Raw genomic sequence first — 25158 nt, 5'->3', positions numbered from 1 at the left:
TCATCCATCTCAGGCAGCAAGATCCACAAGGGGCACGACCGCTCGAGCCACCAAATCATCCAGACCATCGACGATCCACCGGGAATAATGCCGCTCGATCATCACGACGGAGGTGTCGTGCAGCGCGGCCACGAGGCGAATCGGCAGTCCCATGCGGAGGCCCCGAACGATCGAGCTGTGCCGTAATGCATAAGGGATGGTTGCGGCTGGGAGCCCTGCCTCTTTCACAACCTGATTCCAGCTTCGGGTCATTTCCGAGGGCGATTTCCATGGCCCTCGTTCGTAACGCTCCCACTTGACCGCCGAGACCTGCCGGACACGCCAACGTTCCAACAACGGCGCACTCGACGACCGATCCTCCACGATCGGCTTCAGCAGTTCGACGATATCGTCGCCGATCGCCACGCGGATATGCTCGTTGTTCTTCTTATTCCCCTTGTAGGATTGCGGGATCATGAGCCGGTTCCGCTCCAGCAACGCATCCGCGACCTGCATCCGCCGCAACTGGGCGAATCGGGCACCGGTCGCCGCCATGACCGCGACCAGACGCCCCAGATCCTCGTCCATGGCGCAGGCGGCCGCGACGATCCGGCGCACCTCGGCATCGGCCAAAATCTGGTTCTCACGGGCCTTCGACTCGGTCACCGCCGGGGCTTCGAGGGACAAGCCATATTTGATGGTCAGCGGCAGATCGACCGGAAGAACCTTGCGATGCTCTGCCCAGGCCGCATTGAGGGCCGCCTTGAAATCGTTGAGCAGCCGCTGCGTGCTGGTGAACTTCTGTCGGGCCAGTCGCTTCTGCCAGGCGCGCAGATCCGCCTCCGACAAATCCTTGAGTGCCAACCCTGCCATCCGCTTGTCGCCGAGGACATGCTTGTTGAGCTTGTAATGGGCATCCGACCGGACATCCCTTCCCGCCTGTGCCGCGCGCCGCGCGTCGCGTCGCACGACATAGGCCGAGATCGCCGTCCCGACGGTGATGTTGGGGTCAAGCGCTGCCGGCGCACCGCTCGTCTGCCGCTCGACCCATTCGAGCGCTTTTGCCAGCGCCTGCTTCCAGCTGAGGATCGTATCATCGTCAGCGTCACGGACGTCGTCTGGCTCGCCCAACGTGGCGTTCAAATAGGCATTGGGCACATCGGTGCGCCGGAAACGGACCACCCAGCTGACCTTCCGCGCGCCCTTGTAATAGCCGATATGGAAGCCCTCGGAGACGAGCCGCCAATAGGCCTTGGTCTTGACCGGCAGGCGCAGGCGCACGGCCCGATCCTGGATACGAATGTCGGCAACTATGCGAGCCATAAGCGAAAGGGACCATCCGATTTCTTGTCCTTTTGCTATAGCAGGACTGCCTTGGATTCGCAAGGATGCCACAATGCTAAGTATATGAAATTAAATGCATCCCAGAGTGTCCCCAGACGTCTTGGCGGCTCTCTCTCACGGCTGAAACACGGGTTCGATTCCCGTAGGGGTCACCATTCTCGCCAAAAATGGCGGAATTTTGCGACAAACGCCTAAAATCAATGTTTCATTCGTTGCCTGATGGTACAAGATGAGACGGCGTATGACGCATTGCTATCGCAAAGCAAAATCCCGGTTTTAATATTTTCGGATGGACGTGCCTGCACGCCATCGTGCGCCTGTCGAAAAACATCCTGGCAGCATCCTCTTGAAACGACCGATCCGCAGGTCGCGGCCATCAAGCGCACGGAATGGCTCTCTCGATAATGTCATGGTCGCCCTGCTGATCCTGCTTGCCATGAATCTCCGAAGGTCCTGAGGCATCGATTACGCCCGCAAGCTTGAACAACGGCTTATTGGCCTGCCGACAACGGTCGACGAAGATGAATTGCCGCCAGCCATGCCCGTATTCATAACGAATGCGGAGCGGGACCAGCTTGTCGTGCAATCGGAGATTTGTGAGCTGCGGCGGCAGACGAACTTTTTTTCGCACCAGCAGGTTGCGAAATGACTGCTGGCGCAGGAGAGCGGGGCTTCAGCAGAGACAATCCTGATGGCTGTGCCTGACCACTCGGGCCAACTCTACAACGTCGGTACGCCGCGCTACAATGCGATCGCCAAACGCCCGTTGCAGCGCCTGGCAGATCATCGGTTCAGCCACTGGCCCGAAAAGCTGGCGGAAGCACTCGCCCCATTAGCGGCCCGTCAACCAGCGCTTGGATCGCCCGCCACCAACCCGCTCATATTGCAGGCCCAGCGGCCTCCAGCGGCACTTATTGCTGCCGGCCACCCGATTTCGGAGGTTTTCGCTGAATGGCGGCAGGCATCAAAAGCCAGGGAAAAATCGAAGGACGAATTTGGGGCAGCGATCAGGCAATTTATCGATCTGTTTGGCGACATCGCGGTCGAACTGATCACGCGATCGATCGTCAAACAGTTCCGGAAAGCGCTGCTTCAGCGCCCAACCCGCCCTTCTCCTGAAATTCGTGCGCTGCCTTTGAGGGAGCAGATTGCTATCGCGACGGCGCAAAGCCTTCCGACAGTCTCCCCGAAATCGGCCAAGAAGGCCCTTCAGGGCCTAAAAAGCGTTTTGGCCTATGCTGTCGAAGAAGATTATATCGAAGCCGATCCCAGCGCCAAGGTTTCAATCGATGCCGATGTCGGCTTCGACGACGAACGGCTGCCTTTCGATGAAACGCAACTACGCCGGATATATAGCCAACCGACGCTGATTGACCCAGACGTAGACGATGATGTGATCTTCTGGTTTTTCGTGCTCGCACCTCCCACAGGCGCACGGGGCGAGGAACTGGCCCAATTGCGCCCCGGGAACATCCGTGCCGAGAACGGCGTCTGGTTCATCTGTTGATTTCTGCTGAGAAGTGACCCGGGTAGGGCGTAAATTTCCACTGAGAATTGACCCATGTTGAACTCGTCCCTGGCTTTGACAAGCGAGGGTATATGGAGTGTTGGACATGGCGTTATTGAGCGTTATCCGGCGCTGGCATTTTCGCGATCATCTACCGATCCGGGAGATAGCGCGGCGCACCGGACTATCACGCAACACGATCCGCAAATATTTGCGGTCCGAGACGATCGATCCGCGGTTCAAGGTGCCGGATCGACCAAGCAAACTGGACCCATTTGCTGAGCATCTGGCGGCCTGGCTGCGGCGCGAGATGGGCCGATCGCGCAAGCAGAAGCGCACGATCAAGCAGTTTCACGCCGATCTGGTGAGCCTGGGTTATGAAGGATCCTACAATCGGGTTGCCGCTTTTGCTCGCGACTGGCGCGAAGATTATCGGCGCCAGCAACAGATTGGCGGGCGTGGGACATTCGTGCCCCTGTCGTTCGCGCCGGGGAAGCTTTCCAGTTTGATTGGAGTGAGGACTGGGCAATCATTGCCGGGGTTCGGACCAAGCTGCAGGTTGCGCATTTCAAGCTCAGTTACAGCCGGGCATTCATCGTGCGCGCCTACCTTCTGCAAACCCATGAGATGCTGTTCGACGCCCATAATCACGCCTTCCGCGTGCTGGGCGGCGTGCCGCGCCGGGGTATCTATGACAATATGCGCACGGCCGTCGACAAGGTCGGGCGTGGCAAGGAACGCACCGTCAACGCACGCTTCCTGACGATGGTCAGCCACTATCTGTTCGAAGCTGAGTTCTGTAACCCGGCTGCGGGATGGGAAAAGGGGCAGGTCGAGAAGAATGTCCAGGATGCGCGGCACCGTCTGTGGCAACCCACGCCGCAGGCTGAGAGCCTTGATGCGCTGAACCTGTGGCTGGAGGAGCGCTGCAAGGCGTTATGGGAGGACATCCCTCACGGGATCGAACCCGGATCGGTTGCCAATGCCCGGGCCGATGAATCTGAGTGTCTGATGGTTGCGGGCAGGCCCTTCGATGGTTTTGTGGAATATCGCAAACGGGTATCGCCGACCTGCCTCATCCACTTTGAGCGCAATCGCTACAGCGTACCGGCCTCTTTCGCCAATCGCACTGTCAGCCTGCGCGTCTATCCTGATCGCTTTCAGGTCGTCGCCGAGGGGCAGCCAATCTGCGCACATCAGCGCATCATCAACCGCTCTCACGACGGTCCAGGTCATACGGTTTATGACTGGCGCCATTATCTGGCGGTCGTGCAGCGCAAACCCGTCGCCCTGCGCAACGGAGCGCCCTTCCTTGAGCTACCCGATGCGTTCCAGCGTCTGCAGCGACATCTGTTGCGCAATCCCGGCGGCGACAGGGAAATGGTCGAAATACTGGCGCTGGTTCTTCATCATGATGAGCAACTGGTGCTGACGGCGGTCACCATGGCGCTGGAGGCTGGCGTTCCGACCAAGACCCATATCCTCAATCTGCTCTATAGGCTGGTCGACGGAAAACCGATCTCCACGCCGCCGGTGACGGCGCCCCAGGCGCTCAAGCTGGTCAGCGAGCCGATGGCCAATGTCGAACGCTATGATGATCTGCGCAAGGAGAAGCGTCATGCGTCATGACCCTGCCAGCGGCGCCATCGTCGTCATGCTCCGCAGCCTCAAGATGCATGGCATGGCACAGGCCGTCACCGATCTTATGGAACAGGGATCTCCAGCGTTCGAAGCCGCCATCCCGATCCTCTCCCAGTTGCTCAAAGCCGAGACAGCAGAACGGGAGGTTCGATCTGTGGCCTATCAGCTCAAGATCGCGCGCTTCCCTGTCTATCGCGATCTGGCCGGCTTCGACTTTACCAGTAGCGAGGTCAATGAAGCTCTGGTGCGTCAGTTGCATCGCTGCGACTTCATCGACATCGCCGACAATATCGTGCTGGTCGACGGTCCTGGCACCGGCAAGAGCCATGTGGCAACGGCGCTGGGCATCCAGGCCATCGAACATCATCGAAAGCGCGTCCGCTTCTTCTCGACGGTCGAACTGGTCAATGCGCTCGAGCAGGAAAAAGCACAGGGCAAGGCCGGTCAGATCGCCAATCGCCTCCTGCACTCCGATCTCGTTATCCTGGATGAGCTTGGATATCTGCCGTTCAGTGCTTCAGGTGGCGCGCTGCTCTTCCATCTGCTGAGCAAACTCTACGAGCGCACCAGCGTCATCATCACCACAAACCTGAGCTTCAGCGAATGGGCCACCGTGTTCGGCGACGCCAAAATGACCACGGCGCTTCTCGATCGGCTTACCCATCACTGCCATATCCTGGAGACCGGCAACGATAGCTTCCGCTTCAAAAACAGCTCTGCCAAGCAGGCCAGAACCCAAAGGAGAAAACCACGAGTTGACCCACCCATGACACCCGAAACATAATCCGCAGACGGGTCACTTCTCGATGGAAAACCCGGGTCACTTCTCAGCGGAAATCAACAGACTGGCCTTCCCGCAGAATGAGGCTGGCCCCCTTGCCCTCTCCGCTGACGAGCATCACGCTGTGCTCTGTCACGGTAACCTCAGTGTCGGCGCCCGTCCGGCGGACCGAGAATTGCGTGCCCAGCGCCATCGTTTCACCGATTGCTGCCTGGACGGTGAAGGGGCGGGAACGATCGGGCGCAACCGTGAACAGCGCCTCGCCTTTCAACAACCGGATTCGGCGATCCGTCGAGCGGATCTCGATCGTGACCGCACTAGGGCGGATCGACATTCGGGATTCCCAAAGCGGATGATCGCTGATTCATAGGACGCCGTGTTGATGCGCGGAGTGGATGATGGCGGCGAAGCGGTACGAGTTGAACGAGGTGTAATGGGAGAGGATTGCGCCGTTGCTACTGGGCAAAGCGACCGATTCGGGACGGTCGGGAACGGATAACCGCCTGTTCGTGAACGGATGTTTGTGGGTGCTGCGGTCAGGAGCGCACTGGTGCGATCTGCCGGAGCGCTATGGCAAGTGGAAGACGGTGCATCGCCGCTTCAGCCGTTGGTGCCATGCGGGTGCCTGGTAACGGGTGTTCGACGCACTGACGGCCGACCGGGACAACCAGTATTTGATGATCGACAGCACCATCGTTCGCACCAGCAGGCGGCGACCGGAAAGGGGGGCGTGCGATCAGGCGCTGGGGCGTTCCCGAGGCGGACTGACCACCAAGATACACATGCTTGCGGACGCGCTCGGCCGGCCGCTGCGCTTCATCATCACGCCCGGCCAGACTGGCGACGTTACCCAGGCGCCGGCCCTGCTGCACGGACAGGAAGCCGTCGTCGTGCTCGCCGACAAAGCTTATGACAGTAATGCTTTACGGACAATCATCGCGAAAATGGGCGCCGAAGCGCTCATACCTTCAAACCGCTGCCGTAAGGTCGCCATCCCGCATGACGCGCTGATCTACAAACACCGCAATCGTATCGAACGATGTCTCGGCAGGCTCAAACACTTCCGCCACTTCGCAACACGCTACGATCGCCGCACCATCCACTTCGCCAGCTTCACAAACCTCGCCGCCGCCATGGTCTGGTTACGCTGAATGTCGATCCGCGCTAGCCGAAAAACAAACTGCGGTCCGGGACCGGATTGCACATCGGTCGAAAATCTGATGGTCCATGACCATCCAAAATCGCCCATCAAGAAATCAATTATACTGTTGTTAAATTTCAACCATCTTGAACTTTCAGCGTCCACGGGGTCACCAGAAAATCTCTCGACATCCCTATTTACAACGCCGCTCATCGGGTGCTTCCCCTATGGCGTGCCATCTTGATCCTAGATAGGCTTAATCCCGGACAATCTGGGGAATCAGACCATGGGTGCCTTGCGCGATTACGCTGTTCGCTTTGCCACCATTCTGCCATTGACGCTGATGCTCCCCTATCCCGCTCTCGCCCAGGGCGATCGCGCCACATCGCCGCCTGAATTTGCCCGCCGCGCCGACAATCTGAAGCCCGGCCAATGGGTCTGGGCGCCACAGGTATCGCCGACCGGGCCGCTGCTCGTCTATGTCGATCTCTCGCGCCAGATCGCAACCGTCTATCGCAACGGCGTGCGCATCGCCGTGTCCACCATCTCCTCGGGCAAGGAAGGCCATGCAACGCCGACCGGCGTCTTCACCATCCTGCAAAAGGACAAGGACCATCGGTCCAGCACCTATAATAACGCGCCCATGCCCTATCAGCAGCGCCTGACCTGGGACGGCGTCGCACTCCATGCCGGCGGCCTGCCGGGCTATCCCGAAAGCCATGGCTGCATCCACCTGCCCTATAAATTCTCGCAGGAACTGTTCGCCATCACCAGCCTGGGCGCGACCGTGGTGGTTCAGGGCAATGCCGCCACCCATATGCGCACCAGCCAGGCGAGCCTGTTGTCACCGATCAACGACAAGGGCGAGCAGGTCGAATATCGCCCGCTCAAGGGCGAGGAATATCGCTGGCAACCCGAACTGGCGACCAGCGGCCCGCTGACCATCATCGTCTCTAAGAAGGAGCAGCGGATCGTCGTGCTGCGCAACGGCACGGAAATCGGCCGCAGCGTCGCCGAGATCAAGGATGGCGATCCCGGCTCGCATGTCATCACCCTCACCACGGGGAAGGATGGCAAGACCCACTGGCTCTATGTCGGCCTGCCTGGCCATGAAAATGATGTCGAGAATGTCGTGGACGAAGCGGTGCTGAACCGGGTGCGCCTGCCGCGCGGCTTCTATGACAAGATCCGCAGCCAGTTGAAGCCGGGCACCACCATCCTCGTCACCGACTCCAGCGTCGGCGCCTCGACCGGCGAGAAGCTCACGATCATGGACGCGGTCGCGCCCCAGCCCTGACCATCCATCAAGCATCGCCACGGCGGAGCCCTCTATGCTTGCGGGCGTCCATCCCCATGCGCACAAGCTGTCGGAAAGAGCAGCATGCCATAGGAAAGGATGAGGATAATGCCCCGCTTCACCGCCGAAACCGCCATTGCCGCGCTGGAGATCGAGCAACTGGTAATCGACTGGGGCTATGATCTGGACCTCAACGGCGGCATGAATGTCGCGCCGCTCTGTACCGACGATTGCCATTATCTGGTCGGCGGCACGCTGCATCAGGGCCATGGCCCCATCACCGCCTTCTACACCGCCCGCAACGTGCGCGTCGCCACCCAGCAGAAGGACGGCGTCCGCACCCAGCGGCACACCATCACCAACATGCGCATTCAATTCCCGGCCGCCGACCATGGCAGCGCGCAGTTCATGCTGGTCAATTATTCGGGTGAGGGAAAGGCGCCGATCCTGAACCTGGTCGGCCCGACCATCGTCGCCGATTGCCGCATGGAATTCCGCCGGGATGCGGACGGCGAATGGCGCATCTCGCTGTTCGATAGCACGCCGATGTTCATTGGCAATGATCCGTTCCTCAACGCCGCCGTCGTCCGGAAATAGGGCAGTTCGCCGCCCGGCAAGGCTGACATGGAAATGCCGAACCCGGCGCACAATGTTACAGACATCGCCGCAATCTGAAATCGCCGGGCAAAATCACTCGCAGACACTCCGCCTGACCAGCGTCAGACGCGGAGTGCAGCGTGATACAACAGCCGATCAATTTCCCGGCCCGGACCGAAAAGACAGACAGGAAGACGCAGTCGATCTGCTTCTTCTTCAACGCGCAGATCCATCATCTTCTGCACGCCATGCCGCTGGCACTGGAATTGTCGCATGATCCACGCTTTCGCGTCGATATCATCGCCGCCGGGGCCGATCATATTGCGCTGGCCCGCGACCTGGCGGCCCGTCATGGCGGCGGCCGGCTGAACTTCATCCATCTCGACAATATCTGGCTGCGCACCCTGTCCCATCTGTCGGGCCATGCCAGCCCACCCAAGCTCGCCACCCTGCTCGCCGCGCGCCGCCGCCTCGCCCGCTATGACGCAATCGTCGTGCCCGAACGCACCTCGCTGCTGCTGCGCCGTCTGGGTCTGGCGGACAGCCGCTTCATCCATACCTGTCATGGCGCGGGCGACCGGGCGGTCGGCTATGATCCGCGCATCGCCCTGTTCGACTTCGTCCTGCTGGCGGGCGAGAAGCAGCGCCGCCGGATGCTGGCACAGGGCCTGATCCGCGAGGATCATTACGCCATTGCCGGCTATGGCAAGTTCGACCTGACCCGGGGCCAGCGCCCGGCCAGCCCCTTCACCGACAATCGCCCGATCATCCTCTACAACCCGCATTTCTCGCCGCGCCTCTCCTCCTGGCAGGCGATGGGCATGGATGTGCTGCGCCAGTTCGCGGCCGATGACCGGTTCAACCTGATCGTCGCGCCCCATGTCCGCCTGTTCGACAATCGCCGCAAGCGCGCCGTAGCCGAGCGCATGCTGGCCGAGTTTGCCGGCCTGCCGCACATCCATGTCGACCTGGGCAGCCGGGCAAGCGTCGACATGAGCTATGTCCAGCTTGCCGCCGCCTATATCGGCGACGTGTCGAGCCAGATCTACGAATTCATCGCCACGCCGCGCCCCTGCCTCTTCCTCAACGGCCATGGCGCGCAGTGGCGCGACGATCCCAACTATGCCCATTGGCATTATGGCCCGGTCCATGAATCCGCCGATCGCATCCCCGATAAGGTCGCCGCCGCCATGGCCGCCCATGGCATGTATGACGCCGCCCAGCGACGCGGCCTGTCCGATACCTTCACCAGCGGCGGCGCGCCCGCCTCGGCGCGCGCGGCCAGGGCGGTCGCGGATTATCTGACGCGCGGCGCACCGGCAGCGAGCCCAGTTCCGACACCCTATAAGCTGCGGGAGGCGCTGCGCCATGGCTGATGCCGATCGCCGCCTCTGGCTCGTCGCCCGCGTCCATGCGCCCGATGAAGGCGGTGTCCAGACCTATGTGGCAGAAACCGCCCGCGCCTATGCCGCGCTGGGCTGGCGCGTCACCCTGTTCGCCAAATCCTCGGCCGGCCCGCGCCGGGTCAGCAGCGACGGCGTCGAACTGATCGATGTCGGCCCGGCCTCGCGCCTGCGGGTCTATGGCCGGCTGTTCCGCGCCATGGCCGGCGCCTGGCTGCGCGGCGAGCGCCCACAGGCGATCCATGCCTGCACCTGGCGTGCGGCCCTGCCTGCCCTCCTCTTTCCTCGCCCCCTCATCGTGACGATCCATGGCCGGGAAGTCGGTCGCCCGGCCGGCGGTGCCTTCGCCCTGCTGCGGCTGGTGCTGCGCCGCGCCCGGCGCATCGTCGCGGTCAGCGCCGTCACCCGCGACCTGCTGGTGCAGCGCCTGCCCGATCTCGCAGCGCGCACCATCGTCGCCTGGAACGGGGTGCGCATGCCGGCCGACCGTCCCGCCACCGCGTTCCAATATGGCGACGCACCGGCCCAGATACTGACCGTCTGCCGCCTCGTCGCGCGCAAGAATATTCCGGCCGCGATCGACGCCGCCGCCGCCTGCCTGCGCGAGGAAGCCTCACTCCACTACACCATCGTCGGCCGCGGCGTGGACGGCATCCGCATCCAGCAGACCGTGCGCCGCCACCAGTTGGAGGATCATGTCCGCCTGGCCGGCTATGTCTCCGACGCGGAACTGGCCGAGCAATATCGCGACGCCGACATCTTCCTCCACCCCCAGATCGCGCTGGAGGACGGCGCCGAGGTGGAAGGGTTCGGCCTCAGCGTCGCCGATGCCATGGCACAGGGGCTGGCCTGCATCGTCGGCGCGGATGGCGGCCCGGCCGAACTGGTTCGCGACGGCGTCACCGGCCTGGTCGTCGACGGCAATTCCCCCAGCGCATTGCGCGCAGCGCTCGCGCTGCTGGCGCGCGATCCCGCACTCTGCCGCCGGCTGGGCGATCAGGCGCGAGTCTGGGCCGCGAACAACCTGTCGTGGGAACGGCATTGTCGCCTCGTGCTGCACGAACTGCCGACCCGCCGCCCCGCCCCGTCTCGCAGCACGCCCGCACTCACCGAAGGAGGATAGGATGCGCATCTACAGGGGCCCCATCATCCATATCGGCTATCACAAGACCGGAACCACCTGGTTCCAGGATATTTTCTATCCCGCCGTCCGCAATCGTCGCTACCTGCCCCGCGCCGTCGCGCGGGCCGCCTTTCTGGAGGCCGGCGCGCTGCATTTCGAGCCGGACCAGGCCCGCCACAGACTGGGCCAGGACCGCGACGACATCATCCTGTGCGAGGAAAATCTGAGCGGCGGGCTGCATAATGGCGGGCTGGCCGGCAATCTTTCCAAGGATGTCGCCGGCCGCATCCGCGATACGCTGCCCGGCGCGCAGATCGTCATCTTCGTGCGCGATCCCTGCTCCGCCATCGCGTCCGCCTATCTTCAATATGTGAAGGGCGGCGGCACCTTCGGCATCCATCGTTATCTGTTCGGTCGCGACCGGCTCGGCCCGGTGGCGCCCGAGCGGGACGAGGCGCCCGGCTTCCGCCGTGAGCATTTCGACTATGCCCGGCTGATCGCTCATTATGACCGGCTGTTCGGCGCGGACAATGTCCATGTCTTCCGCTATGAGGATTTTCGCGTCGATCCGCGCGGTTTCGCCGCCGCCTATGCCGCCCGTTTCGGGCTGGATGTCGCGCTCGACCGGCTGGACTGGGGCACACGCAACCCCTCCCCCGGCCGGCTGCTGCTCTGGGCCTTTCGCGCCGCCAATCTCTTCACCCGGCGCGCCGTCGCGGACAAGGACTGCCTGCTCCATCTGCCCGGCTGGTATGGGCTCAGCCGCAAGCTGCTCCGCCGCGCCAATGCCTCGGGCCGCTTCGGCCGTCCGCTGCGCATGCGCGACATATTGGACGAGGGCGCCATCGCCCATTTCAACGACTATTATCGGCATGGCGAGGCAGCCATTGCCGACCGACTGGAACAACAGACATGCCGCGACGCAAAATCACGCGACGGGATGGCCGGACCGGCGCCGTCCTATGCTCGATCATGCAGAACAGCCACATCCTCCTTGCCGACGATGACGCAGCACTGCTGACGTCGCTGTCGGACTATTTCGGCCGCTATGGCTTCGACGTCGACACCGCCGCCAATCTCGCCGACATGCGCCGCCTTTCGGAAGAGGGTCATTATGACCTGTTGATCGCCGAACCGATGATGCCGGGCCAGCATACTGCCGGCCTGCTGCGCGAATTTGCGTTCGAGCGGCGCATTCCGGTCATCATCCACAGCCGCGCCAGCAGCGACATTGATCGCATCCTGGGCCTGGAAATGGGCGCGGAAGATTATCTGACCAAGCCCTGCAACGCCCGCGAACTGCTCGCCCGCGCCAATGCGGCGCTGCGCGCCCGTCGCCGCCAGGCTGATGCCGGCACCATGGCTACGGTCCCGCGCGACAATAGCTGGGTCGCCTTCCAGGGCTGGCGCTTCGACCTCACCACCCGTCAGTTGTTCGATCCGACCGGCGGCACCATCTCGCTGTCCGAGGGCGAATATCAGTTGCTGCGCGTCTTCGTCGCCAATGCGCGCCAGGTGCTGAACCGCAACCAGTTGCTCGACCAGGTCTATGGCGCGTCGAGCGACCATTATGACCGCGCCATCGATGTCCAGCTGTGCCGTCTGCGTCGCAAATTGTCGGCTGGCGGCCTCAAGGGACAGACGATCCGCACCGTGCGCAACGAAGGCTATATCTTCGTCCACCCCGTCACGGCTGGCAACGCCGCCAACTGATCAAAATACAAGTCGAATTTATCACCCCGCATATGGAGATATGCGGGGCATTTTTCGTTATGAATACAATATAATTTTCCAATTTCTCAAATCATGAAATCCCCTGAAACATACGTAACATTTCACAACATGATCAAATCTATCGCCATATCTGTTTTTTATTGGCAACAGATTTGTTAAACCTTTGTGAAACACGGCAAATCGCGTTGACGCACTTCGTCGCACGCATACAAATCTCTTCATCGGCTCGCGTCATCCCAAGGACAAACCAACAGGGCGCGGGCCGGGATAAAAATCCCAAGGGAGATTATTTTCATGCCGTCTCACATCCTGCGGCGCCTTTCGGCGTCGACCATCCTGCTCGGCCTGGCGACCCCGGCCTTCGCGCAGACCAGCGCGGCGGATGACGGCGCGACCAGCGACACCATCGTCGTCACCGGTTCGCGTATCGCCCGGCCCGACCTGCAGCAGGCATCGCCGATCGCGATCGTCAGCGCGCAGGAATTGAAGCTCAGCGGCAAGGTCAACGTCGAATCGATCATCAATGACCTGCCCCAGTTGATCCCCAGCACGACGGCGGCATCCAACAATCCGGGCGGCGGCGTGTCCACGGCCGACCTGCGCGGCCTGGGCGCCAACCGCACCCTGGTGCTGGTCGATGGCCGTCGCTACGTCTCCTATGACTCCAACCAGATCGTCGATCTCAACACCGTTCCGGCGGGCCTGATCGACCATGTCGAAGTCGTGTCGGGCGGCCGTTCCGCCGTCTATGGTTCGGACGCGATCGCCGGCGTCATCAACTTCGTGACCAAGCGCGACTTTTCCGGCGTCGAAGCAAACGCCAATTATCGCATCAACCAGGCAGGCGACGGCGGCACCTTCAACACCAACCTGCTGATGGGCGGCAATTTCGCCGACGGTCGCGGCAACGCCACCTTCTACATCGATTACACCAAGCGCGACGCCGTCCAGCAGTCGGCCCGCAGCTACACCAAGCAGGCCTATACCGATGACGGCGATGGCGGCCTGGCCGCCGGCGGCTCGGGCTCGATCCCCGGCACCCGCTTCGCCCTGGCCGGCACCCAGTATAAGTTCAACCAGGACGGCAGCTATTCGGCCTATGACGCGACGACCGACGCCTACAACTATGCGCCGGACAATTATCTACAGGTGCCCCAGAAGCGCATCCTGCTGAGCGCCCAGACCCATTATGACGTCAACGATCACCTGACCGTCTATGCCGAGGGTCAGTTCATCAACAACCGGGTGAAGAACCGCCTGGCGTCCACGCCGTTCACCGGTTCGGTCTCGCTCGACATCGACTCCTCTTTCCTCTCGCCGGAATCGCAGGCGCTGCTGTCGGCCGCGGACACCGATGGCGATGGATATGCCACCGCCGCCATCTATCGCCGCCTCAACGAGGTCGGCGCCCGCATCTCCAATGTCGACAATACCGCCTATCGCACCCTGATCGGTGCCAAGGGCCAGATTGCCGGCGACTGGAACTATGACGGCTATTACAGCTATTCGCGCACCAAGCAGGTCGAAACCCAGACCGGCAACGTATCGCGCAGCCGCGTGGAGCAGGCGCTCAAGACCACTTATGACAGCGACGGCAATCTGGTCTGTTTGGACACCAGCAATGGCTGCGTCCCGCTGAACATCTTCGGCGAAGGCAATATCAGCAGCGAAGCCGCCGCCTTCATCTCGATCCCGGTCGAGAATGTCAGCACCGTGACCGAACAGGTCGCCAGCTTCGCCGTCACCAACGGCAATCTGTTCGATCTGGGCGCCGGCCCGGCCGGCATCGCCTTCGGCGCCGAATATCGCTCCGAACATGGCAGCTATGATCCGGACTATGCCCTGTCCTCGGGCGACGTCGTAGGCTTCAACGCCGGTGAGGGCCTGTCGGGCGGCTATAATGTGAAGGAACTGTTCGCCGAAATCGACGTGCCGCTGCTCGCCGATCTGCCGCTGGTCCACAAGCTCGACTTCAACGGCGCCTATCGCTTCTCGCATTACTCGACCGCAGCCAAGAATGTCGGCACCTTCTCAGCCGGCCTCATCTATGCGCCGATCAAGGACGTCACCTTCCACGGCCAGTATAGCCGGGCGGTGCGTGCGCCCACCGTCGCGGATCTCTATTCGGGCCAGTCGCAGGACTTCCCGACCGCGAACGATCCCTGCTCGACCGAGGACGCGACCACCAATGCCAGCCTGGCGGCCAGCTGCGTCGCGACCGGCGTTCCGTCGAGCGCGCTCGGCACCGACATCAACGGTGGCAGCTCGCAGATCGACTCGATCACCGGCGGCAACCCGAACCTGCGTGAGGAAAAGTCGGACACCTGGACCGCGGGCGTCGTGCTCCAGCCCAGCTTCCTGCCGCGCTTCAGCCTGACGGTCGATTATTACCATATCAAGATCGACAATTACATTTCGACGCCGGGCACCGCGAACATCATCAAGGCCTGCTATGGCGATCAGTCCAATGGCTGGACGCCCTATGACAGCAGCTATTGCTCGCTGCTGCCGCGCAACGAGAACAGCTATGCGATCGAAGGCGCGGAAAATCTCCTGTCCAACACCGGCGGTCTCAAGACCGAGGGCGTGGATTTCGAGATGAACTACAGCCTGCCGCTCAACTTCGGCGTGTTCGGCGCCAAGACCGGCAAGCTCAGCTTCCGCGTCGCGGGCACCCGTCTGATCCGTTACGACCTGAACCCGGTCGCGGCGATCCCGGAACTGAACCAGAGCTGTGCCGGTCGCTTCGGCGTCTATTGCGGCGATCCCTATTCCAAGCTGCGGCTCAACAACCGCATCACCTGGAGCAGCGGCCCGATCACCCTGGGCCTGACCCATCGCTATCTGTCGAGCGTCCGCGACGACGACGATACGACCACCTATACCGTCGAGAAGATCAAGGCCTACAACCTGTTCGACCTCGGCCTTCAGGTGCAGGCGACGGAAACCTTCGGCTGGTCGCTGGGCATGAACAACATGTTCAACAAGAAGCCGCCGATCATGGGCGACAACCAGCAGCAGTCGAACACCTATCCGTCGACCTACGACGTATATGGCCGCGCCTTCTTCGTGAACGCCTCGGTCAAGTTCTGATCGCTCTGCCGGACGGGCACCCCTCGCCCGTCCGGCACCTGCCCCACAAAAAAGCGGCCGCCCTTTCGGACGGCCGCTTTTTCCTTTGATCGACCGGCGCATCAGCGCGGCGGATTGACCACCACATATTGCACCGACGATCCGACATATTGCGGCTGATACCAGCTGTTGCCGCACTGCGAATAGCTGATGCCGTTGACCACCACGGTCGAGCAATCCGGCGGAATGCTGCGCACGATCGACCCGATCGCCGCCGCCGTCAGCGTCACCGCAGCCGCGGTCGCCACCGGATGCCAGTGATCGTCCCAATCATCATCCCACCGGTCATGGCGATGATGATCATAATGGTCGTAGCGGTCCGGACCGCCCCCATGATGCCCACCGCCATGATCGACATTTACATGGACATTATTGACCGTGTTGTGATGCCGGTTGTGATTGACATTGTTGACCGATCCGCCGCGCACGCCCGGCCGCCCGCCGGGATTGGAATTGCCCGGCCGCGCCGCATGGCCGCCACCCGAGGGCCGCGCCGGTCGTGCGCGCCCGCCGCCACCGCGATTACCGCGGTTCCGGGGCGGCGCCGCCTCTGCCGTCGAAGCGGTCATGCCCAGCACCAGCGCCGCCGATGACAACATGGCCCGACCGATGACGACCGGTTCAGCCATCAGGGCAAGCGATGCGATGATGGCCAGGCCGCGTTTTGCCTCCATGCTCATTTCGCCTCTCCCTTGCTCAGGTCCACCATGCGGATCGGATTGGCGCCGGCCGGCGCGGTGAAGGCGAGGTCAGCCGCCGACGGTCGCGCGCTGCCGTCCCAGCGCATCAGCGCGCTATATTGCGGCATCGACGGATCGTTCGTGTCGGTGATCACCATCTTGCAGGGCAACTGGCTGCTGTCCTCGATCCATATCTGCCAGTCGACCTTTTCCTGGCGGAAGGCATAATGGGTGCAGGTACGGCCATCGATCGTCTCGGGGCGGATGACATAGCCCGACTTTATGCGGCTGCGCAGCGTCTGGTCCGTGCCCCAGGTGAACAGGTCGGCCAGCGGCAGTTCGATGCCATAGGTGGTGCGCAGGCTGTCGAGCGACTGGCCGATCGAACCAGTCACCGGCACGCTGGCATAATAGTTCAGCCGCGGCGCCAGCACCGTGAACTTGCCGCCACCGAAATAATATTCGCGGTTCTGGATGTCGGATGTGGCGACGATCTTGAACGCGTCGGGCTTGTGGACCTGAATGTCCAGCGCACCGGTGAACTGCAGCTTCTGCCCGGTATCCAGCACCACTTCGGTCGTGACATCGGCCTTCAGCGCGAAGCCGGGCAGCGAGATCAGCTTGGCGCTCATCTTGTCCATGGCGTCCATCGCCGCCGGCTCGACCACGCCCGCCGCCGGCGCGGCAGTCTGCGCATGGGCAGTGGATGCGGCCAGCAGCGCCAGCGGCACACAGAGACATTTTATCCTAGACCTCATCACAAGCTCCTTCTGCCCGGATCGGACGCGCGGCGAGATGCGCGATGCAGCCATCGGACGCCATCTCCCTTGCTGCGGCCGACTATCGCTGTTCCGCCGATACGGCCCATCGGGATAATTGCCGATTTGGGAGCATTTCTTTCCGAGCAGGGCCTGAGCCTGACGGAGCATCAGGCGGAAAGTGCAGTCCTTCTTCCCGCCTGATGCATGACCACACCCGGGGGGATGGGTGGCAGTCATTTCATGGGCCGGTAGTCCCGGCCGATCCCTGCTGCCGGGTGGTCATTTGCGCACCATCCCGGCCTTGTCCTGTCGCTATCAAGCTAGAGCGCCGCCGGGGCCGGCCAAGTCGGGATTTGCCCTGATCGGCCTTTTGCGCCGATGCCCGTCATCCGGCGCGCGCCTAACATGCTGCTATCCAACGCTCCGCGCCGCTTTGCGCCCGCGCACCGGGAACAGATCGTTACTGTGCCGTCCCAGGGTTTATCATGATCGCCAATCCCCGACGGCACGCTTAGGATCACCGCAAGATTTCTCGCTGATGGAGCGGCGATCATGACGGAAGACATTCCCAATCTGCCAGCCGATCTGGGTGCAAAACGCACCGTCATGGCCGCCGATCGCACCTTGATGGCCTGGATTCGCACCTCGCTCTCGATGCTCAGCTTCGGCTTCACCATCTACAAATTTCTCGACGCCGCAACGGAGAAGACGGGCCATGGCGATTCCCAGAGCCCGCAGCATATCGGCCTGTTCCTCGCCGGCATGGGCACGCTGGCCATCCTGCTTGGCACATGGGGTTACTGGATGACGCTCTCCGACCTCAAGCAGACCAACCAGTTTCATCTGGGCCGGCCGGTGCTGGTCATGGCGCTGATCATGTGCGTGGCCGGCATCGCCCTGTTCGCGGCCATTGCGACGCGCGCCGTATAGGCGCATCAACAGGATCGACAGACAAGGAGTATCGGTTGACCGTGCCATCCCCCCTCGCCCCTGCGGCCACTGCGCCGGACAACATGATCCATATTCCCGGCGGCCGCTTCATCATGGGGTCGGACCATCATTATCCCGAGGAAGCGCCGGCCCATCCGGTCGAGGTCGACGCCTTCTGGATCGATGCCACCCCCGTCACCAATCGCGACTTCCGTCGCTTCGTCGAGGCGACCGGCCATCGCACCACGGCGGAGATCGCCCCCAATCCGGACGATTATCCCGGCGCCCAACCGGACATGCTGCGCCCCGCCTCCTTGGTTTTCACGCCGACCGAACGCCCCGTGCCGCTGCATGACTGGAGCCAGTGGTGGCGCTATGTCTTCGACGCCGACTGGCGCCATCCGCTCGGCCCGGACTCCTCGATCGATGATCTCGACGATCATCCGGTGGTCCATGTCACCTATGACGATGCCGCTGCCTATGCCGCCTGGGCGGGCAAGGCGCTGCCCACGGAAGCGGAATGGGAATTTGCCGCGCGTGGCGGCGTCGATGGCCAGGAATTTGCCTGGGGCGACGAACTGTTGCCTGATGGCAAGGCGATGGCGAATTTCTGGCAGGGCAATTTCCCGTCCGAAAATCTGCTGATCGACGGCTATGAGCGCACCTCGCCGGTCGGCAGCTTCCCCGCCAATGGCTATGGCCTGTCCGACATGATCGGCAATGTCTGGGAATGGACCGAGGATTTCTATGCCGCCCGGCACCAGGCCGATCCCTCGCGCCCCTGCTGCGCGCCGCGCAACCCGCTCAACCAGGCGCGCGAAGCCAGCTATGACCCGCACCAGCCGCACATCCTCATCCCCCGCCGTGTCCTGAAGGGTGGCTCGCACCTCTGTGCGCCCAGCTATTGCCGGCGCTATCGCCCCGCTGCGCGCCATGCCCAGGCGATCGACTCCTCGACCAGCCATATCGGCTTTCGCTGCGTGATCCGCGCCGTCTGACAGGCAGAAGGGGCGTCGCGCCGACCCGCACGACGCCCTTTCCTGTCAGAACCCGACCTGCATGAAGACCGCCGGGCCGCTGAACCGATATTTCATCCGCCCGGCCCAGTTATCCTTGTCGACATCGACCCGATAATTGACGTAGCGCCACATCGCGCCGATCCCGACATTCCGGGCAAAACGCCAGGTCATCGCCGCTTCGGCGTTGAGCAGCCGGCCCTTATAATCGTCGACCTTGAGCGACAGATAATCCGCCCTTGCGCTCAGCGTCAGGTCGGTGGCGATCCGCTGCGTCGCGAACAGCCCCACCGTCGGCAGCGGCGCCAGCGCCTTGCGACGACGTTGCGTCCCGCTCACCTGGGTTTCGCCCAATCGGGCATCCCCCTTGAGCGTCAGGGTGAAATCGGTCGCATGCAGCCCCAGCGCCGCGCCGACGCGGGTGTCAGGGGTGCTCACGAACGCATAGCCGAAGGTCAGCCGATACACGTCGCTATCGAAGCCGCTTTCCACGCGCACCCCGGCCGGATAGGTGACATCGTCAAAGACTATATCGCGCGCCACCGTCTTTGACCCGTTACGGCTCAGCGAATAATATTCGCCCATCACCGACCAGTTGCCGCCCAATCTGATCCCCGCCGCGACCTGCGGCAACGCCTTGTGCTTGTCGAGATCAAGGTCCGATTCCAGGTCGATATTCGTGCCGCCATCCGGATTGGAGGCTGGCGCGACCCGAACATGGGAACTGACCGATGGCCAATAGGCCCCCACCTCGATCCAATATTTGTCGTCGAGCGATTGCGCATGCACGGGTGCTGCGGCTACCCACGTCATCACGACACAAATGCCGCCAAGCCTGATGCTGTGACGCGCCATTTCGTCCTCCTTGTGGCCAGCGGCCGCTCATTTGATGTGGCGGCCATGACGCCTGCCCCCCCTTGTGCGCCCTTGCGTAGAGCTTGGGCATCGGGGTCATTGCCTAGGAGAGCGGAGAATGTTGCCGGGGTAAACCCGATGCCGTCATCACCATTGGCCTGTAAAGCGGCCGGAAAATGCCGTGCGGGCCGATCCCCCCATCTCGGGGTAAATACCCGGTCGTCAAATCAGGCCGCTCAACCATCCATCCGACATGCGCGACTCAGGAGCGTCGAGCAGGCCGCCGACCACATCCGCGCGTTACAGTAGGTATATTTCCTTAGACCTAAAATTATACATAAAACTCACATTTCTTCAAAGTATACAATGTCATACTTTAGTCCATTAACGCTGTTAAATGCCCATTTCCCATAGGTTTCGTGGCAGAAACCTGATGGGGTGGACGCCCCCCGACAGCCTTTATGGCAAAGTGGAGGTGTTGAAGCACCACTGAGGAGGCGTCCGTGTCACAGGTTACCACAATCGGTCTGGATATCGCCAAGAACGTTTTCCATGCGCATGGCGCTGACGAGCGGGGTGCGATGGTGTTCAGCCGCAAGCTGACGAGAGCAAAGCTGCTCGAGTTCTTTGCAGGTCAGCCGGTATGCATAGTAGCGCTCGAGGCGTGCGGCGGCGCCCATCATTGGGCGCGTCAGTTACAGACGATGGGGCACGATGTGCGGCTGATCCCACCATCTTACGTGAAGCCATTCGTGAAGCGGAACAAGAACGATGCGATTGATGCTGAAGCGATTGCCGAGGCTGCGCAGCGCCCAGGCATGCGCTTCGTGGCGGTGAAAAGCGAAGAGCAACAGGCCGCAGGGCTCGTGTTCCGCACACGTGACCTAGCGGTGCGGCAGCGCACTCAGCTGATCAACGCCATTCGCGGGCACCTAGCGGAGTATGGTTGGGTAGCACCGCGCGGCACAGCGCATATGACAATGCTCGCCGACCTGCTCGAGGATGAGGAAATGACTTCAAGTCTGCCTGCAGCGGCACGGCCCATGTTCAAGCTCATGGTCGACATGCTGGCCGATCTCGACAAGCAGATTGCCGTGCTGGACCGTGAGATCGCACGGCGTGCTAAGGAGGATGAAGCGGCCAGGCGGCTAATGACCATTCCAGGGATCGGTCCTATCGCTGCGACCGCCATCATCGCGCTGGCCCCGCCGGTCGAGACGTTCCGTAAGGGGCGCGACTTCGCGGCTTGGCTTGGCCTCGCCCCCCGTCAGCACTCGACCGGCGGCAAACAGCGGCTCGGCAGCATATCGAAGATGGGCGAGCGGACGATCAGGCGACTACTGATTATCGGAGGTAGCTCGATGGTGCGTCAGGCCTGCCGGTTCGGCGCGCCGGCCGGCTCGTGGCTGGAGCGGATGCTCGCGCGCAAACCGCGCATGCTCGTCTCGGTGGCGCTCGCCAACAAGATGGCGCGCATGGTCTGGGCACTGCTCACCAGAAATGAAGATTACAGAGCTCCGGCAGCAGTTGCGGCGTAAGCCAAGGCAGCGGCCAGAGGCGTCGGGGACGTAGGCGGTCGAAGGAGGGTATGGCACAACAGTCGGCGAGACGGGGCTGGAAGAACCAGGGAATGGCAGAGCGCTAACCAAGCGCGTAAACCTGTAATGGATCCGGTCCGCGAACTCCCATACTGGCCCGCAGCATATGGCGCTGCTCATCGAGGCCGGACAGATGACAGCATCCGACTACGTGCCAACAAACCCCGATTTACTGCTTGCATCCGAAGGGGCGTCCACAGATGCCAAATATCTACCAATGCAGAAAGCATCTCAAGTTCACGAAAAACTCCGACTTTTGCATCGCCTCGACCATTGCTACATATAAATACCCCCGGTATACTTCCTGATAACAGGGTCGCTCGTTAGTTAGTCCATTTTCACGCGGCATTTGCCGCGCAGATGATCTTTACGCGCCGGGACTTTCGCCCCGGTCGAATGATACAGGGCATTTTAGCTGGTGAGGGAGACGTCATGCTCGAACTACATCAAGCGGGGGCACCCTATTATCCGGAGTTTTTCGGTGACGAACGTGGCAGTGCCACAGTTCCCGTGCCGATCTATCTGGTTCCGCCGAGTCCGTCCCATACAACATCCCGTGCAGAGCTGCAGCGCCTGATCAACAGCATTCCGGTCAAGATCGTGGTGGTGGATCGCGATGCCTGCATCGTGGCCATCAATGGCGCCTGCCAACCCTATCTCCGCGCCGTTGGCCTCGACCTGAATCTCGTGGCAGGCCAGAGCTACTATGCCGTCAAGGCGCGTTTCGCCGCGCCGCCGCAGGATGCCCGCAGCGTAAGCGAACATGTCGCCGCCCTCTGTCAGCACAACACGCCCTTCAGCCAGACCCTCAGCTTCCCGCTCGCCGGGCAGGACATCCGCATGGTCGTCCATGGCGAACGCCTGCCGGGCGCCGAGGATCTGTTCATCCTCAGCCATCTCGACGATGAAGATCCGGAAAGCGAAACCACCAATCCCCGTCGCTACCACCTCTCGATGCTGCAGGCGGAGGAAGAGGAGCGCAAGCGGATCGCCCGCGAACTGCATGACGAAACGGCCCAGCAACTGGCCCTGATGCAGTTCAACCTCATGACGCTGCGCAACAGCGACATGAGCCCCCAGGCCAACGACGCCTATCAGGCCATGGAAATCTCGCTCAAGGCGATCCAGGACCAGGTGCGGACGCTCAGCTATCTGCTCCATCCGCCCGAACTGGCGGAGGATGGTATCGAGGCGGCCCTCGCCCATTTCACCCGCGGCTTCGCCCGCCGGTCCGGGCTCCAGGTCGAATTTCGCTGCCTTTCGGGACCGATCAAGCGCGACCCGGACATGGAGATCGCCTTCTATCGCGTCGCGCAGGAAGCACTGGCCAATGTCTACAAACATGCCGATGCCCGCCACGCCGTCGTCCGCCTGCGACGGACCCAGACCAGCTTCACCCTGGAAATAGAGGATGATGGCCGGGGCGTGCCCGAACATATCCTCAACGGTCAGGGCCGCGACATCGTCGGCGTCGGCCTGTCGGGCATGCGGGAGCGGGTCGTGGCCCTCGCTGGCCAGTTGGAAGTCCGCCGCACCGGCGCCGGAACGCTCGTCACCGCGACCATACCGCGCCGCCGCCAGACCGACTGACCTCGCCTGATCGGCGGCGCAGGATCAGGCCCGCCCGCCGATCAGGGTTCGACGATATTGTTGCGCACCGCATAGCGCACCAGCTCCGCCGTCGTTCCCAGCTTCAGCTTGTGCATCGCCGCCGCGCGATGGGTCTCGACCGTCTTCACGCTGATATCCAGCAGATGGGCGATCTGCTTGTTGATCTTCCCCTCCGCGATCAACTGAACGATCTCGCGCTCGCGCGGGGTCAGCGTGGCGACATTGCTGCCGGCCACGCTGCTCTTCACATAATGGTCGAGCAATGTTTCGGAAATCGCCGCCGAGAAATAGGGCTTGCGCAGCGACAGCGCCTCAACCGCCGACTGCAGATGCTGGCCGCTGTCGGACTTGAGCACATAGCCACGCGCGCCCGCACGCAGCACCTCGACCAGCAGATCCTCCCGATCATGCATGGTATAGATCAAAATCTCGATCCGCGGGAATTCCTGCTTGAGCGCGCGGGTCAGTTCCAGCCCGTTCATCAGCGGCAGCGAATAATCCAGGATCGCGATGTCCGGCTGGGTATCGCGCGCCGCCTTCAGCGCGTCATGCCCGTCCGATGCCTCGGCAACGATCTGCCAGCGATCCTGGGTTTCGAGGAAAGTCCGAACCCCCTGGCGCAAGGCCTGATGATCGTCGGCAATCAATATCCGCGTCAATGGCTTGCTCATCCCTTACCCCTGTCCACTCCCGATGGCGCCCATGATGAGCCCGCCTATCTTTGCGGCCCGCCCGCCTGAAACAATGGGGGTTTTCCCCCGCATCGGCCGATATTGCCCCGACAGCGCACAAAGCCGCCAATATCGGCCTTTCCGTCATGGCCCACGCGGGGCCTGGCAGCGGAAAATCTGCCATGTCCCGCTTTGCTTGGCGAGAGGAAAGCATGGTTATCGTGCATTTTCCTGATCTTAGCATCGATCACAGGGTTTTCTGCGATGCGAGCGTCCCCCAACCGGATCGGGGATTATCCCGATGGCCCCACCCGCCGCGCCGATGGATGATGGCACCGGGCTTCATGGCCTTCAGGGAAATTGGGGACAGATGATGCGCAACGTGAAGACCTGCCTGCTGGGCGTTCTCCTGCCGCTGGCGGGTGCGATCAGCACCCCGGCCCAGGCCGTCGAGGGCGCAGCCAGCCTCTATGTTCCCGGCACCGGCGGCCCAGCGACCGCCGTGATGCCGCCGCTGGAGGGTGTCTATTTCGACGACACCATCTACATCTACAATGGCAGCGCGAGCGCCAGCAAGGAATTCGTCGTCGGTGGCAATGTCGTCGCCGGCCTCGATGCAACGATCGTCGCCGATTTCCTGACGACGCTGGTCGTCCCCTCCACCAATTTCCTGGGCGGCACATTGTCGATGGGCGTGACCGTGCCGGTCGGGGCGCCGATGATCGATGCCAATGCCGTCGTCACCGGCCCGTTCGGCAATCTGCGCAGCCTCAACGTCCATGATTCCGCGCTCGTCGTCGGCGATCCGGTGTTCAACACCATGCTCGGCTGGAAGGCGGGCAAGCTCCACATCCAGGCCAGTAGCATGGTCAACATCCCGGTCGGCCATTATCGCGAGGACCAGCTGGCCAATCTGGCGCTGCATCGCTGGGCGGTCGACACCTCGCTCGCGCTCAGCCTGCATGACGATGAAAGCGGCTGGGATCTGACCGGCAAGGCAGGCGTCACCTTCAACGGCAAGAATGACTATACGGAATATGACAGCGGCAACGAGTTCCACCTCGAAGGATCGGTGGAAAAGGCGCTGTCGAAGAAATTCTCCATCGGCGCCCAGGGCTATTGGCTCAAGCAGATCAGCGATGACAAGAGCAGCGGCGCCCTGCTCGGTGCCTTCCGGGGTGAGGTGGTCGGCGTCGGCGGCACGGCCGCGCTCAATGTCACCATGGGCCGCTCGCCCGCGACCTTCCGCCTGCGCGCCTTCAAAGAACTCGACGCCACCAACCGGCTGAAGGGCGAGGCCTTCTTCCTCAGCCTCACCCTGCCGCTCTACATGAAGATGCCCCCGCAATAGCGCCGG

21 protein-coding genes and 2 pseudogenes are annotated in these 25158 nt (G+C 62.2%); 16 read left to right on the top strand and 7 right to left on the bottom strand.

Annotation, left to right across the window (positions count from 1 at the left end; all coding sequences use genetic code 11):
• Positions 1–9: 9 nt before the first annotated feature.
• Together ACI6S0_RS05810 and ACI6S0_RS05805 are read right to left on the bottom strand one after the other, a co-directional pair.
• Positions 10–1260, bottom strand: coding sequence for a tyrosine-type recombinase/integrase (locus ACI6S0_RS05810; protein WP_157228513.1), 1251 nt, complete (start codon positions 1258–1260; stop codon positions 10–12).
• A 439-nt stretch (positions 1261–1699) separates the two neighbouring features.
• Positions 1700–1909, bottom strand: coding sequence for a hypothetical protein (locus ACI6S0_RS05805; protein ID WP_434405285.1), 210 nt, complete (start codon positions 1907–1909; stop codon positions 1700–1702).
• 105 nt (positions 1910–2014) lie between these two features.
• Between ACI6S0_RS05805 and ACI6S0_RS05800 the strand changes: the two genes are divergently transcribed.
• The 3 genes and pseudogenes from ACI6S0_RS05800 to istB all read left to right on the top strand — a co-directional run bounded on the left by ACI6S0_RS05800 (position 2015) and on the right by istB (position 5255).
• Positions 2015–2830 (top strand): hypothetical protein, encoded by an 816-nt coding sequence (locus ACI6S0_RS05800; protein WP_434405284.1) that lies wholly within the window; start codon positions 2015–2017, stop codon positions 2828–2830.
• A gap of 106 nt (positions 2831–2936) precedes the next feature.
• Positions 2937–4459, top strand: a pseudogene (gene istA, locus ACI6S0_RS05795) (IS21 family transposase).
• Positions 4449–5255: an IS21-like element helper ATPase IstB gene (istB, locus tag ACI6S0_RS05790; protein ID WP_434403989.1), complete on the top strand. Its 807-nt coding sequence runs from the start codon at positions 4449–4451 to the stop codon at positions 5253–5255. The pseudogene istA and the gene istB overlap by 11 nt, the downstream one beginning before the upstream one ends.
• Before the next feature lie 43 nt (positions 5256–5298).
• Here istB and ACI6S0_RS05785 read toward each other — a convergent pair whose 3' ends face one another.
• Positions 5299–5586, bottom strand: coding sequence for a FecR family protein (locus ACI6S0_RS05785; RefSeq protein ID WP_434405283.1), 288 nt, complete (start codon positions 5584–5586; stop codon positions 5299–5301).
• 109 nt (positions 5587–5695) lie between these two features.
• On the opposite strand from ACI6S0_RS05785, the pseudogene ACI6S0_RS05780 reads away from it, so the two are divergent.
• From ACI6S0_RS05780 to ACI6S0_RS05745, 8 genes and pseudogenes are all read left to right on the top strand, one after another.
• A pseudogene (locus ACI6S0_RS05780) lies at positions 5696–6403 on the top strand (IS5 family transposase).
• Between the two features lie 276 nt (positions 6404–6679).
• Complete coding sequence (locus tag ACI6S0_RS05775; protein WP_434405282.1) at positions 6680–7690, top strand: L,D-transpeptidase; 1011 nt, start codon at positions 6680–6682, stop codon at positions 7688–7690.
• A gap of 108 nt (positions 7691–7798) precedes the next feature.
• Positions 7799–8287 carry a nuclear transport factor 2 family protein gene (locus ACI6S0_RS05770; protein WP_434405281.1) on the top strand — a complete coding sequence of 163 codons (489 nt, stop codon included), beginning with the start codon at positions 7799–7801 and terminating at the stop codon, positions 8285–8287.
• Between the two features lie 140 nt (positions 8288–8427).
• A complete protein-coding gene (locus ACI6S0_RS05765; protein ID WP_434405280.1) occupies positions 8428–9663 on the top strand; it encodes a glycosyl transferase in 1236 nt (411 codons plus the stop codon).
• The gene (locus ACI6S0_RS05760; protein WP_434405279.1) at positions 9656–10813 is read left to right on the top strand and encodes a glycosyltransferase family 4 protein; all 1158 of its coding nucleotides are present in this window, start codon (positions 9656–9658) and stop codon (positions 10811–10813) included. The genes ACI6S0_RS05765 and ACI6S0_RS05760 overlap by 8 nt, the downstream gene beginning before the upstream one ends.
• 1 nt (position 10814) lies before the next feature.
• Positions 10815–11834 (top strand): sulfotransferase, encoded by a 1020-nt coding sequence (locus ACI6S0_RS05755; RefSeq protein WP_434405278.1) that lies wholly within the window; start codon positions 10815–10817, stop codon positions 11832–11834.
• Positions 11786–12526, top strand: coding sequence for a winged helix-turn-helix domain-containing protein (locus ACI6S0_RS05750; RefSeq protein ID WP_434405277.1), 741 nt, complete (start codon positions 11786–11788; stop codon positions 12524–12526). The genes ACI6S0_RS05755 and ACI6S0_RS05750 overlap by 49 nt, the downstream gene beginning before the upstream one ends.
• Positions 12527–12841: 315 nt before the next feature.
• Positions 12842–15640 (top strand): TonB-dependent receptor, encoded by a 2799-nt coding sequence (locus ACI6S0_RS05745; protein WP_434405276.1) that lies wholly within the window; start codon positions 12842–12844, stop codon positions 15638–15640.
• A 101-nt stretch (positions 15641–15741) separates the two neighbouring features.
• On the opposite strand, the gene ACI6S0_RS05740 is transcribed toward ACI6S0_RS05745, so the two are convergent.
• On the bottom strand, positions 15742–16359 hold the full coding sequence (locus ACI6S0_RS05740; RefSeq protein ID WP_434405275.1) for a hypothetical protein: 618 nt from the start codon (positions 16357–16359) through the stop codon (positions 15742–15744).
• Entirely contained in the window at positions 16356–17117 is a 762-nt protein-coding gene (locus ACI6S0_RS05735) for a DUF2092 domain-containing protein (protein ID WP_180275664.1), read from the bottom strand. Before ACI6S0_RS05735 ends, ACI6S0_RS05740 begins: the two co-directional genes overlap by 4 nt.
• A 555-nt stretch (positions 17118–17672) precedes the next feature.
• On the opposite strand from ACI6S0_RS05735, the gene ACI6S0_RS05730 reads away from it, so the two are divergent.
• Positions 17673–18050, top strand: coding sequence for a YidH family protein (locus ACI6S0_RS05730; RefSeq protein ID WP_004207429.1), 378 nt, complete (start codon positions 17673–17675; stop codon positions 18048–18050).
• 83 nt (positions 18051–18133) lie between these two features.
• Positions 18134–19048, top strand: a complete 915-nt coding sequence (locus tag ACI6S0_RS05725) for a formylglycine-generating enzyme family protein (RefSeq protein WP_051156873.1) — start codon at positions 18134–18136, stop codon at positions 19046–19048.
• A 45-nt stretch (positions 19049–19093) separates the two neighbouring features.
• Here the strand turns inward: ACI6S0_RS05725 and ACI6S0_RS05720 are convergent, their stop codons facing one another.
• Positions 19094–19921, bottom strand: a complete 828-nt coding sequence (locus tag ACI6S0_RS05720) for an outer membrane beta-barrel protein (protein ID WP_434405274.1) — start codon at positions 19919–19921, stop codon at positions 19094–19096.
• A 503-nt stretch (positions 19922–20424) separates the two neighbouring features.
• On the opposite strand from ACI6S0_RS05720, the gene ACI6S0_RS05715 reads away from it, so the two are divergent.
• Positions 20425–21459 carry an IS110 family transposase gene (locus tag ACI6S0_RS05715; RefSeq protein ID WP_423283039.1) on the top strand — a complete coding sequence of 345 codons (1035 nt, stop codon included), beginning with the start codon at positions 20425–20427 and terminating at the stop codon, positions 21457–21459.
• A gap of 492 nt (positions 21460–21951) precedes the next feature.
• Complete coding sequence (locus ACI6S0_RS05710; RefSeq protein WP_434405273.1) at positions 21952–23109, top strand: ATP-binding protein; 1158 nt, start codon at positions 21952–21954, stop codon at positions 23107–23109.
• A gap of 41 nt (positions 23110–23150) precedes the next feature.
• Here ACI6S0_RS05710 and ACI6S0_RS05705 read toward each other — a convergent pair whose 3' ends face one another.
• Positions 23151–23801 carry a response regulator gene (locus ACI6S0_RS05705; protein WP_004207433.1) on the bottom strand — a complete coding sequence of 217 codons (651 nt, stop codon included), beginning with the start codon at positions 23799–23801 and terminating at the stop codon, positions 23151–23153.
• A gap of 301 nt (positions 23802–24102) precedes the next feature.
• Between ACI6S0_RS05705 and ACI6S0_RS05700 the strand changes: the two genes are divergently transcribed.
• Positions 24103–25152 (top strand): SphA family protein, encoded by a 1050-nt coding sequence (locus ACI6S0_RS05700; protein WP_434405272.1) that lies wholly within the window; start codon positions 24103–24105, stop codon positions 25150–25152.
• Positions 25153–25158: the final 6 nt, after the last annotated feature.

Source organism: Sphingobium sp. DN12 (assembly GCF_051058005.1).
Lineage (GTDB): Bacteria > Pseudomonadota > Alphaproteobacteria > Sphingomonadales > Sphingomonadaceae > Sphingobium > Sphingobium yanoikuyae.
Note: the sequence above shows the minus strand (reverse complement) of the source record. Positions and strands in the feature narration are given on the sequence as shown.

What these genes read in the sequence shown, in the direction of transcription:
- ACI6S0_RS05800 (WP_434405284.1), top strand. Translation starts at nt 2,015, where the DNA reads ATGGCTGTGCCTGACCACTCGGGCCAACTCTACAACGTCGGTACGCCG.
- istB (WP_434403989.1), top strand. Translation starts at nt 4,449, where the DNA reads ATGCGTCATGACCCTGCCAGCGGCGCCATCGTCGTCATGCTCCGCAGC.
- ACI6S0_RS05785 (WP_434405283.1), bottom strand. Translation starts at nt 5,586, where the DNA reads ATGTCGATCCGCCCTAGTGCGGTCACGATCGAGATCCGCTCGACGGAT.
- ACI6S0_RS05775 (WP_434405282.1), top strand. Translation starts at nt 6,680, where the DNA reads ATGGGTGCCTTGCGCGATTACGCTGTTCGCTTTGCCACCATTCTGCCA.
- ACI6S0_RS05770 (WP_434405281.1), top strand. Translation starts at nt 7,799, where the DNA reads ATGCCCCGCTTCACCGCCGAAACCGCCATTGCCGCGCTGGAGATCGAG.
- ACI6S0_RS05760 (WP_434405279.1), top strand. Translation starts at nt 9,656, where the DNA reads ATGGCTGATGCCGATCGCCGCCTCTGGCTCGTCGCCCGCGTCCATGCG.
- ACI6S0_RS05755 (WP_434405278.1), top strand. Translation starts at nt 10,815, where the DNA reads ATGCGCATCTACAGGGGCCCCATCATCCATATCGGCTATCACAAGACC.
- ACI6S0_RS05750 (WP_434405277.1), top strand. Translation starts at nt 11,786, where the DNA reads ATGCAGAACAGCCACATCCTCCTTGCCGACGATGACGCAGCACTGCTG.
- ACI6S0_RS05745 (WP_434405276.1), top strand. Translation starts at nt 12,842, where the DNA reads ATGCCGTCTCACATCCTGCGGCGCCTTTCGGCGTCGACCATCCTGCTC.
- ACI6S0_RS05740 (WP_434405275.1), bottom strand. Translation starts at nt 16,359, where the DNA reads ATGAGCATGGAGGCAAAACGCGGCCTGGCCATCATCGCATCGCTTGCC.
- ACI6S0_RS05735 (WP_180275664.1), bottom strand. Translation starts at nt 17,117, where the DNA reads ATGAGGTCTAGGATAAAATGTCTCTGTGTGCCGCTGGCGCTGCTGGCC.
- ACI6S0_RS05730 (WP_004207429.1), top strand. Translation starts at nt 17,673, where the DNA reads ATGACGGAAGACATTCCCAATCTGCCAGCCGATCTGGGTGCAAAACGC.
- ACI6S0_RS05725 (WP_051156873.1), top strand. Translation starts at nt 18,134, where the DNA reads ATGATCCATATTCCCGGCGGCCGCTTCATCATGGGGTCGGACCATCAT.
- ACI6S0_RS05720 (WP_434405274.1), bottom strand. Translation starts at nt 19,921, where the DNA reads ATGGCGCGTCACAGCATCAGGCTTGGCGGCATTTGTGTCGTGATGACG.
- ACI6S0_RS05710 (WP_434405273.1), top strand. Translation starts at nt 21,952, where the DNA reads ATGCTCGAACTACATCAAGCGGGGGCACCCTATTATCCGGAGTTTTTC.
- ACI6S0_RS05705 (WP_004207433.1), bottom strand. Translation starts at nt 23,801, where the DNA reads ATGAGCAAGCCATTGACGCGGATATTGATTGCCGACGATCATCAGGCC.
- ACI6S0_RS05700 (WP_434405272.1), top strand. Translation starts at nt 24,103, where the DNA reads ATGGCCCCACCCGCCGCGCCGATGGATGATGGCACCGGGCTTCATGGC.